Annotated in this window: 10 protein-coding genes; 3 read left to right on the forward strand and 7 right to left on the reverse strand. The window is 69.0% G+C overall.

Annotated features, from left to right (window positions below):
• Positions 1-691, reverse strand: a 691-nt coding sequence (locus G3N93_RS27690; RefSeq protein WP_206134399.1) for an LrgB family protein, incomplete at its 3' end; no start/stop codon positions are given.
• A gap of 13 nt (positions 692-704) precedes the next feature.
• A complete protein-coding gene (locus G3N93_RS27695; protein ID WP_174936283.1) occupies positions 705-1181 on the reverse strand; it encodes a CidA/LrgA family protein in 477 nt (158 codons plus the stop codon).
• A gap of 138 nt (positions 1182-1319) precedes the next feature.
• On the opposite strand from G3N93_RS27695, the gene G3N93_RS27700 reads away from it, so the two are divergent.
• A complete protein-coding gene (locus G3N93_RS27700; protein ID WP_174940291.1) occupies positions 1320-2246 on the forward strand; it encodes a LysR family transcriptional regulator in 927 nt (308 codons plus the stop codon).
• A 140-nt stretch (positions 2247-2386) separates the two neighbouring features.
• Here G3N93_RS27700 and G3N93_RS27705 read toward each other — a convergent pair whose 3' ends face one another.
• Together G3N93_RS27705 and G3N93_RS27710 are read right to left on the reverse strand one after the other, a co-directional pair.
• On the reverse strand, positions 2387-3949 hold the full coding sequence (locus G3N93_RS27705; protein ID WP_174940289.1) for a DHA2 family efflux MFS transporter permease subunit: 1563 nt from the start codon (positions 3947-3949) through the stop codon (positions 2387-2389).
• Between the two features lie 177 nt (positions 3950-4126).
• Complete coding sequence (locus tag G3N93_RS27710) at positions 4127-4618, reverse strand: MarR family winged helix-turn-helix transcriptional regulator (RefSeq protein WP_174940287.1); 492 nt, start codon at positions 4616-4618, stop codon at positions 4127-4129.
• Between the two features lie 174 nt (positions 4619-4792).
• On the opposite strand from G3N93_RS27710, the gene G3N93_RS27715 reads away from it, so the two are divergent.
• Both G3N93_RS27715 and G3N93_RS27720 read left to right on the forward strand, forming a co-directional pair.
• Positions 4793-5077: a multidrug ABC transporter ATPase gene (locus G3N93_RS27715; protein ID WP_011350474.1), complete on the forward strand. Its 285-nt coding sequence runs from the start codon at positions 4793-4795 to the stop codon at positions 5075-5077.
• Positions 5078-5345: 268 nt separating this feature from the next.
• A complete protein-coding gene (locus G3N93_RS27720) occupies positions 5346-6911 on the forward strand; it encodes an efflux transporter outer membrane subunit (protein ID WP_206134400.1) in 1566 nt (521 codons plus the stop codon).
• A 22-nt stretch (positions 6912-6933) separates the two neighbouring features.
• On the opposite strand, the gene G3N93_RS27725 is transcribed toward G3N93_RS27720, so the two are convergent.
• The 3 genes from G3N93_RS27725 to gspL form a co-directional block, all read right to left on the reverse strand.
• Entirely contained in the window at positions 6934-7722 is a 789-nt protein-coding gene (locus G3N93_RS27725) for a type II secretion system protein N (RefSeq protein ID WP_206134401.1), read from the reverse strand.
• Between the two features lie 32 nt (positions 7723-7754).
• Positions 7755-8261 (reverse strand): type II secretion system protein GspM, encoded by a 507-nt coding sequence (gspM, locus tag G3N93_RS27730; RefSeq protein ID WP_174940284.1) that lies wholly within the window; start codon positions 8259-8261, stop codon positions 7755-7757.
• A partial coding sequence (gene gspL, locus G3N93_RS27735) for a type II secretion system protein GspL (RefSeq protein WP_241026727.1) occupies positions 8258-8922 on the reverse strand: 665 nt, incomplete at its 5' end. The genes gspL and gspM, both read right to left, overlap by 4 nt.

The raw sequence follows: 8922 nt of genomic DNA on the forward strand, positions 1-8922 counted from the left end.
TCAGCACCATCGCGACGCCCGCGATCATCATCGTCAGGCTCGACACGACGCCTTCCTCGCTGCCGATCTCGCGCGCCTTCGCGGTGCCCACGCCGTGGGCGGCCGCGCCGAACAACGCGCCGCGCGCCAGCCGCGTGCGCATCGGCACCAGCGCGAGCACCAGCTCGCCGAGCAGCATCCCGCAGATGCCGGTCGCGATCACGAACAGCGCGGTGAGATCCTTCGGTGCGTGGATCTTGTCCGACACGGCGAGCGCGAACGGCGTCGACACCGAGCGCGTCATCAGCGAGCGCTGCAGTTCAGGCGACAGGTGCAGCAGCTTCGCGAGCAGCAGCGATCCGCACACGCCCGCGCCGATCCCGACCGCGACGCCGACCGACAGCGACAGCCAGTGGCGGCGGATCAGGTCGCGATAGTCGTAGATCGGCACCGCGAACGCGATCGTCGCCGGGCCGAGCAGCCACATCAGCCAGCGCGTGTCGTGGAAGTAGACCGAATACGGGATGCCGGTCAGCAGGACGAGCAGCACCAGCACGCCCGGCACGAACACGAGCGGCGAGAACAGCAGCGTCTTCTTGTACGCGTAGAGCCGCTTCGACGCGAAATACAGCACGACCGTCAGCACGAAGCAGCCGAACGAGATCGCGGTGTTCGCCTGGTCGGCGGACAGGTTCGACAATGCGGCAAGCATGGCGGGCTCCGGCTTAGTGGGCGGACGCGGCGCTCAGGCGCGTGCGGCGGCGTTCGGCGAACACGCGCTGCGCGGCGAGCCGGCGCTCGAGCTTCGCGGCGAGGTCGACCGCGACGGCCACCGCGACCATCACGAACGCGGTACCGGCGAGCATCACCAGCGCGATGCGCCAGCCGTCCTCGCGGAACAGCCCGCCGTACTGCACGGCCGCGACGGCGGCCGGCACGAAGAACAGCAGCATGTCGGACAGCAGCCAGTTCGCGCCGTCCTTCACCCATGCGGGTGCGACGCGGCCCGAGAACAGCAGCACGAGGAGCACCGCGAGGCCGATCACGCCGGACGGAATCGGCAGCCCGACCTTGCGCACGGCCCAGTCGACCGCCATCCACAGCGCGCCGAGCGCGGCGGCCTGCAGCGCGATCCGGCCCGTGCGCGCGAGGCTGCCCGAAGCGGCGGGGCGAGTGGCGAGTGCGGCGGTCGGCTTGGTCATGGCGGGCTCCCTACAGATATTGCGTCGATGGTGGGAGTATAGGGTTTCCCCTAACCATAAATAAAATGACTTGTCTCTATCCTTGTCATTCCAATTCGGAATTCGTTTTGATCGCCGCACCAATTTGGGGAGTCATCGATGGAATTGCGCGCGCTGCGGTACTTCGTCGAGGTGGTTCGCCAGCAGAGTTTCACGGCGGCCGCCGACAAGCTGTTCGTGACCCAGCCGACCATCAGCAAGATGGTGAAGGCGCTGGAGGACGAGATCGGTTCGCCGCTGCTGCTGCGCGACGGCCGGCAGATGGTGCTGACCGACGCGGGGCGGATCGTGTTCCAGCGCGGCCAGGACGTACTCGCCGCGCAGGCGCAGCTGCAGTCGGAGCTGAACGATCTCGGCACGCTCGGGCGCGGCGAGCTGACGATCGGGATCCCGCCGCTCGGCGGCTCGCTGTTCACGCCGATCATCGCCGCGTACAAGCAGCGCTACCCGAACATCGAGCTGAAGCTGTTCGAGCAGGGCGCGCGGATGATCGAGGCCGCGCTGACGTCGGGTGAGCTGGAGCTGGGCGGGCTGCTGGAGCCGGTCGATCCCGGCACCTTCGAGCGGCTGCCGATGGTGCGCGCGCCGTTGTGGCTCGTCGCCCCGCGCGAGTCGCGCTGGGAGGATCACGCGGCCGTGCCGCTCGGGGATCTCGCACGCGAGTCGTTCGTGTTCTACGCGGAAAGCCTCGCGCTGCACGATGCGGTGCTCGACGCGTGCCGGCAGGTCGGCTTCACGCCGTCGATCGTGAGCCGCAGCGGCCACTGGGATTTCATGGCCGCGCTCGTGCATGCGGGGGTCGGCATCGCGCTGCTGCCCGAGCCGTATTGCCGGCGCCTCGACGCGGGCCAGTTCACGTGCCGGCCGATCGTCGAGCCGGAGATCACGTGGGCGATCGCGCTCGGCTGGCTGAAGAAGGGGTATCTGTCGCACGCGGCGCGTGCGTGGCTCGACGTGGCGCGGGCGACGCTGCCGATCGCGCCCGGCGATGATCTCGCGTTCGGCGGGTTGCGGGCGAGGGAGTGAGGCGCAGCGCGCAATCGGACGCGCTGGATCGACAGCTTTGCTCGCCACCCTCGATCACGTCGGCTTGGTTTGGTTTGACGATGCGAGAAGGCGAGCGCGCCCGCAAGACGCCCCAGCGCCAGCCGACAGTCGCGCCGCCTTCAATGCCCCATCGCCGGCCCCGCGCCCTTCCTCGGCTTCGTGATCCACACGAGCCCTGCGAGCGCACCGAACATGAACGCCGACAGCAGGAAGAAGTCGTTGGTCGCCATCATGAAGCCCTGCTGCGTGACGAGCTGGTTGAGCTGCGCATTGGCCGTCTGGCCGACGATGCCGAGCTGCGACAGCGCGCCCTGGTAGTCGGTCGTGCTCTGCGCATACACGCTCACCGATTCCGACAGCCGTGCGTGGTGATAGATCGCGTCGTTCTCCCAGAACGTCGAGCTCGCCGCGGTGCCGATCGCGCCCGACAGCGTGCGCAGGAAGTTCGACAACCCCGACGCGCTCGCGAGCCGGTCGTCGGAGATGCTCGACAGCGTGATCGTCGTCATTGGCACGAAGAAGCACGCGACGCCGATCCCCTGCACGAGACGCGGCAGGATCACATGGTTGAACGGCACGTCGAGCGTAAACGTCGAGTTCCAGATCGACACGCCGGCGAACACGATGAACGCGAAGCTCGCGACCATCCGCAGGTCGAGCCGGTGCATGTTGCGGCCGATCAGCGGCGACAGCACGAGCGCGAGCAGCCCGACCGGCGCGGTCGCGAGGCCGGCCTTGCCCGCCGTGTAGCCCATCACCGTCTGCAGCCACAGCGGGAAGATCACGACCGAGCCGAAGAACGCCATGAAGCCGAACGAGATGATCATCGCGCCGAGCGCGAAGTTGCGGTCCTTGAACAGCGACAGGTCGACTACCGGCTCCTTCTCGGTCGCCTCCCACACGAGCATGAACGCGAGCGACACGACCGCAATCAGCGCGAGCGCGACGATGAACGTCGAGTTGAACCAGTCGCGGTCCTTGCCGAGGTCGAGCATCATCTGCAGGCACGACACACCGATCACGAGCAGCGCGAGGCCGATCGCGTCGATCCGCTGCTTCGACGTCTTCGTCTCGCGGCCGCGCAGCAGGAAGTACGCGCAGGTCGCCGAGAAGATGCCGATCGGCAGGTTGATGTAGAAGATCCACGGCCACGTGTAGTTGTCGCTGATCCAGCCGCCCAGCAACGGGCCGAAGATCGGTGCGACGATCACCGTCATCGCCCATAGCCCGAGCGCGAGCCCGCGCTTAGCGGGCGGGTAGCTGCGCATCAGGATCGTCTGCGACAGCGGCACCATCGGCCCCGACACGAGGCCCTGCAGCAGCCGGAACGCGATCAGCGTCTCGAAGTTGTTCGCGAGGCCGCACAGCGCCGAAGCGACCGTGAACGCGAGCACCGACAGCGTGAACAGCCGCACCTCGCCGACCCGCCGCGCGAGCCAGCCGGTGAGCGGCACCGCGATCGCGGAAGCCACCGAGTACGACGAGATCACCCAGGTGCCTTCGCTCGTCGCGACGCCGAGGCTGCCCGAGATGGTCGGCACCGCGACGTTCGCGATCGACGTGTCGAGCACTTCCATGAAGGTGCCGAGCGCCAGCCCGACGGTGAGCAGCGCGAGCGCACCGCCGGACAGCGGCGCGGGTTCGGCGGCGGGGGAGGCGGCGGATGCCGTGGTGGCGGACATCGGAATCTCCTAGACGCGGCGCGCGCGACGCGCCGGCACAACGCACGGGTGTGCGCCGCAGCGCAGCCCGGCCGGGTGGAACGGATAAAGGGAAAAAGGGAGCGCGTGCCCTGTCATCTTCTGCCCAGACAGATAAATAAGCGAATGCTTAACCTAGACATGGGGCCTCCGCGCACATCAGCAGTCCGCTTCGTCGTCGGGTTTCGGGCAACCGGTCGAGCCGGGCCCATTGGCGATGAAGCGCTGCAGCAGGCCCGTGAGCGTCACGAGCTCGTCGGCCGAGAAACCGTCGAGCTGCGCGTTGAGCGCGGTGGCGATCAGCGACGGCAGCGCCCGGGCGGCTTCGGCGCCGCGCTCGGTCAGCGTCAGCTCGATCATCCGGCGGTCCTGCTCGCTGCGCGAGCGTGCGACCAGCCCCTTGCGTTCGAGCCGGTCGAGCATCCGTGTCATCGAACCGCTGTCGTACGACATCTTGCGGGACAGCTCGAACGGCGTGCGCGCATAGCCGCGCGACAGCAACAGGATCACGCCGATCTGCTGCGCGGTGAGGTCGAGCGGCTCGAGCGCTCGGTCCATCCGCTCGACGAGCGCCTGCTTCGCCTTCGACAGGTAATAGCCGAGGCTCGTTTCCAGCGCGATGTTCTCGGGATCGTAAAGGCCGCCGGTCATGCGATTGCGCACACAGCAATAGTGCGTTTCGGATTTAAACGCGCCCAGTATCTTGAAAATTGATTGCTTAGTCAATATTATTTGAGGCAACCAGTTACGACGTGCATGTTGCACTGCCGGAGACTATGTTCTGACCGATGCGCCCGCGCTGCGGGCACCCCGAGGATGTTCGCGATGCTGTTCCTGAAAAATGCCGCCGGCGCGCTGCGCCGCAACCTGACCGATACCGCTCATCATGCGTTTTCCGGGCCGCACCGCGGCTGGAAGATCGCGCTGTACGTGACGATGCTGGTGGTACCGGGCGGCTCGCTCGCGGCGCTCGGGTTCGCATGGTTCGATCATCGCCGGCAGCGCAACGCGAAAGACGGCGCTCGCCGCACCGGCCAGCCGGCCGCGACGGAGCCGTCGACATGGCGGTCCGCCGCCGAACCGCTCCCGCTGCCCGCGCGCTGCCACTGACAGCGCGCGTCTCCCGCCTTCCTGACTGCTCGGACTGAGCGCCGGCCGCGTCACGCATGGCCGGCGTCGCACACCTGTCTCCCGTCAGCGAGCCGTAATGGCCGGTAAACCGGCCGCTCGCGCCGGTAACACATTCCTGTCGCCACGCACCGTACCCTTGGGGCTGCGCAGCTTTCCCGCCGTCAGTTACCATTTGTCCGCCAGCGGCACGACGACCGCATCGCGCGACGCCGCTCGCCGGCCGTCGCGCCCAGACAGGAAAACCACCATGCCGTACGCCTCCCTCCCGCGCGCCCTTCGCCCGCTGAGCGCCGCCGTCGCCGCCGCGACGGCCGTGCTGCTCGCCGGCTGCGCCGTCGGGCCCGACTATCACCGGCCCGACACGTCGATCCCCGCCGCCTACAAGGAAGCGCCGGCCGGCTGGAAGGTCGCGCAGCCCGCCGACCGCACCGACCGCGGCGCGTGGTGGACGGTCTACAACGATCCGCAGCTCGATGCGCTGATCGGCAAGCTCAACGCGTCGAACCAGACCATCGCGCAATCGGCGGCCGCGTACCGGCAGGCGCGTGCGCTCGTCACCGAGGCGCGGGCCGCGTATTTCCCGACCGTCGGGCTGACCGCGTCGGGCTCGCGCGCCCGCACGCCGCGCACGTCGGTGTCGTCGGGTTCGTCGTCGAGTTTCGGCAGCAGTTCGTCGATCAGCAACAGCTACAGCGTCGGTCTCGACGCGAGCTGGGAACCCGACCTGTGGGGCAAGGTGAGCCGTACCGTCAGCGCGCAGCGCGCCGGCGAAGCAGCCGCCGCGGCCGATCTCGCGAATGCGCGGCTGTCGCAGCAGGCGCTGCTCGCGCAAACCTACTTCCAGCTGCGCACGTCCGATGCGCTGCAGAAGCTGCTGGACGACACCGTGAAGTCGTACGAACAGTCGCTGAAACTCACGCAGAACCAGTACGCGCAGGGCGTCGCCGCGCGCGCGGACGTGATCCAGGCGCAGACGCAGCTGCAGAGCGCGCAGGCCGCGTCGATCGACAACGGTGTGGCCCGCGCGCAGTACGAGCATGCGATCGCGACGCTGATCGGCGAACCCGCGTCGACCTTCTCGCTGCCGCCGAATCCGCTCACCGCCGAGCCGCCGATCACGCCGGTCGACGTGCCGTCCGCGATCCTCGAACGCCGCCCCGACATCGCGGCGGCCGAGCGCCGTGCGGCGGCCGCGAACGAGCAGATCGGCGTCGCGATCTCCGCGTTCTTCCCGACCCTGACGCTGTCGGCCACCGGCGGCTTCCAGAGCTCGGTGTGGTCGCAGCTGTTCACGCTGCCGGCGCGCTTCTGGACGGTCGGCCCTCAGCTCGCGGCCACGCTGTTCGACGCCGGGCTGCGCGCCGCGCAGACCGACGCCGCGCGCGCGACCTACGACCAGGACGTCGCCGCGTACCGCCTCGCGGTGCTCACCGCGTTCCAGGACGTCGAGGACAACCTCGCGTCGCAGCGCATCCTCGCGCAGGAAATCGACGTGCAGCGGCAGGCCGTCGACAGCGCCGAGCATTCGCTCGCGATCGTCACGAACCAGTACAAGGCCGGCACGGTCGCCTACCTGAACGTGCTGACCGCGCAGACCACCGCGTTCACCGCGCAGCAGAAGCTCGCGACGATCGCCGGGCAGCGGATGACGTCGTCGGTCGGACTCGTGAAGGCGCTCGGCGGCGGCTGGAACGTCGCGGAGATGGCGCGCGAGAACGGTGACATGGCGGCGCCCGTGCCGGCGTCCGGTGCGGCCGCGCCCGCGCCCGCGGCCACCGCACCGTCGGTCGCCGCGCCGCTCGCGCAGAAGTAGGAAGGAAAGGGCGACGCGCGCGTCAGCGCTGCGCGTCGCCGAAGATCAACGAAACCTCGTTGTTGCCGATCGGGTGGCCGAGCAGGTTCAGCAACCCCGCGAGGTTCGCCTGCTGCTCCGGCGCCGAATGCGCGGTGCCGCGGAATGATCCCTGGCCCGGGCCGAAGCTGCCGTGGCCGTCGAGGAACAGCGGGCCCTGCGTCGTCGACAGGTCGAGATCGGCGCCGGCCCCCTTCGCCTGCAGCACCGCGCGGTACGAACCGAGCGGCTTCACGCGCGACACGCGCGAACTCATCGAGTCGATCGTCATCGTCAGCTGGCCGAACGCGTTGTTGCCGATCAGCCGCCAGTCACTCCAGCCGAGCCGCACGTCGCCCTGGAGGTCGAGCGTGTTGAACGGCGTGCCGAGCCCCGCGAGCAGCGACGCAGGCACGGCCATCGTGCCCGCCGACAGCACCGCGCCGCGCCACGTCGCGTCGAGCGTGACCGCATCGGGCATCGCCTCGGTCTGCCGCATGCGCATCTGCACGCGCCCGGTCAGCAGCGGCCAGAAGCCCGTGGTCCATTCCACCCGGCCCGGCAACAGCGTCGCCGCGCTCTGGTCGGCCCCCGGCGCGAGCATCAGCGTGCCCGAACCGTGCCACAACGACCCGTCGGGATCGACGAGATTCACATGCCCACCGGTCGCGCGCGCGAACTGCGGCGCGATCCACGCGGCCGGCGCGAGTGCGACGAGCGTCAACGCCGTCGCCAGGCCGCCCGCCAGTACCCACGGCAATACGGTGGCGAGCCGCTTGATCCCCGGCCTCATCGGCCGGCCGCCACTTGCGTCGTCCAACTGCGTCATTTCTGCGTAGACGGTTGCATCACGGCCGTCAGGTCGACCTGGCCGTCGTCCTTCAGCGCCGTTGCATGCGCCTCGCCGACCTGCACCTTGAATTGCCGGCGCGCATCGTCGAGCCACTGCGTCCACGCCGGGAACGACACGTTCTTCATCTGGACCTGCACGCCGTTGCCGACGATCTGCAGCTGCGCGCCCTGCAGCCCGTGATCGGACAGCGACGCGGTCAGCGCATCCTTGAGCGCGAGGCCGGTCGGCGCCACGCCCTGCGCGGCGGCCGTCAGCGACTTCGCCTCGTTTGCCTGCGCGGTCATCTGCGCAAGCTCGCGGCGCATCGTCGGCAGCTCGCGCTGGATCCGCGCGCGGCCGTCCTGCGCGGGCGACCACAGCACCGAATACGCGATCGCGATCGCCAGCACGGTGCCGCCCCAGCCGAGCAGCATCTTTTCGCGCTGGGAGCGCTCGCCCCAGAACTGGGCCAGCGTCTGGTTCAGTTGTTCCGTCTTCATGAGCGGCTCCGGATCGTCCATTTGCCCGTGTTGCTGTCGACTTCGCCGGACAGTCCGTTACGCGCGAGGCGCTGCGTGAAATCGGGATCGACCTTGACCTCCGGCTTGAAGCCGACGTCGAGCTTCCGGTCGTGATAGTCGAGCGACGCGATGCCGTTCAGCGGCAGCGCGCCCATCGAACGCGACAGCCCGCTCGACAGCGCGAGGAAATCGTTCGGCGACAGCTCGCCGGCCGCGAGGCGCAACTGGTCGAGCTGGCGCTGCATCTGCGCGGGCGGATCGAGCACCGTCGTCGTTTTCGGGAACGCGGACAGCAGCGTCTCGGTGATCTGCGCGGACAACGCATCGCGCTCGCGCGACAGCTTCCACCAGTGCAGGTTCATGCCGATCACCGCCACGCCGAGCGTCGCCGCAACGAGGGCGAGCGGCACGCGCAGGCGCTTCACCGTCGCGCGGTCGAAGCGCCACGGCTGCGATTCGAATTCGAACTGACACAGGTCGAACTTCTCGGTCAGCGCGCGCCGCGCGAACGCGTCGAACGACAGCGGCGCGGCGCCCGGCAGCAACGGGCCGCCATCGGTGCGCCCGACCGATGCCAGGCGAGGCTCCGCGCCCGGTTCGCCGAGTTCGTACAGTTCGACGAACCGGGCGCGGAGCCTCG

It is taken from the genome of Burkholderia sp. Se-20378 (assembly GCF_017104665.1).
Classification (GTDB): domain Bacteria; phylum Pseudomonadota; class Gammaproteobacteria; order Burkholderiales; family Burkholderiaceae; genus Burkholderia; species Burkholderia lata.

Bases quoted from the DNA above. Each gene is read 5' to 3' on its own strand.
- G3N93_RS27695 (WP_174936283.1), bottom strand. From the start codon at position 1,181: ATGACCAAGCCGACCGCCGCACTCGCCACTCGCCCCGCCGCTTCGGGC.
- G3N93_RS27700 (WP_174940291.1), top strand. From the start codon at position 1,320: ATGGAATTGCGCGCGCTGCGGTACTTCGTCGAGGTGGTTCGCCAGCAG.
- G3N93_RS27705 (WP_174940289.1), bottom strand. From the start codon at position 3,949: ATGTCCGCCACCACGGCATCCGCCGCCTCCCCCGCCGCCGAACCCGCG.
- G3N93_RS27710 (WP_174940287.1), bottom strand. From the start codon at position 4,618: ATGACCGGCGGCCTTTACGATCCCGAGAACATCGCGCTGGAAACGAGC.
- G3N93_RS27715 (WP_011350474.1), top strand. From the start codon at position 4,793: ATGCTGTTCCTGAAAAATGCCGCCGGCGCGCTGCGCCGCAACCTGACC.
- G3N93_RS27720 (WP_206134400.1), top strand. From the start codon at position 5,346: ATGCCGTACGCCTCCCTCCCGCGCGCCCTTCGCCCGCTGAGCGCCGCC.
- G3N93_RS27725 (WP_206134401.1), bottom strand. From the start codon at position 7,722: ATGAGGCCGGGGATCAAGCGGCTCGCCACCGTATTGCCGTGGGTACTG.
- gspM (WP_174940284.1), bottom strand. From the start codon at position 8,261: ATGAAGACGGAACAACTGAACCAGACGCTGGCCCAGTTCTGGGGCGAG.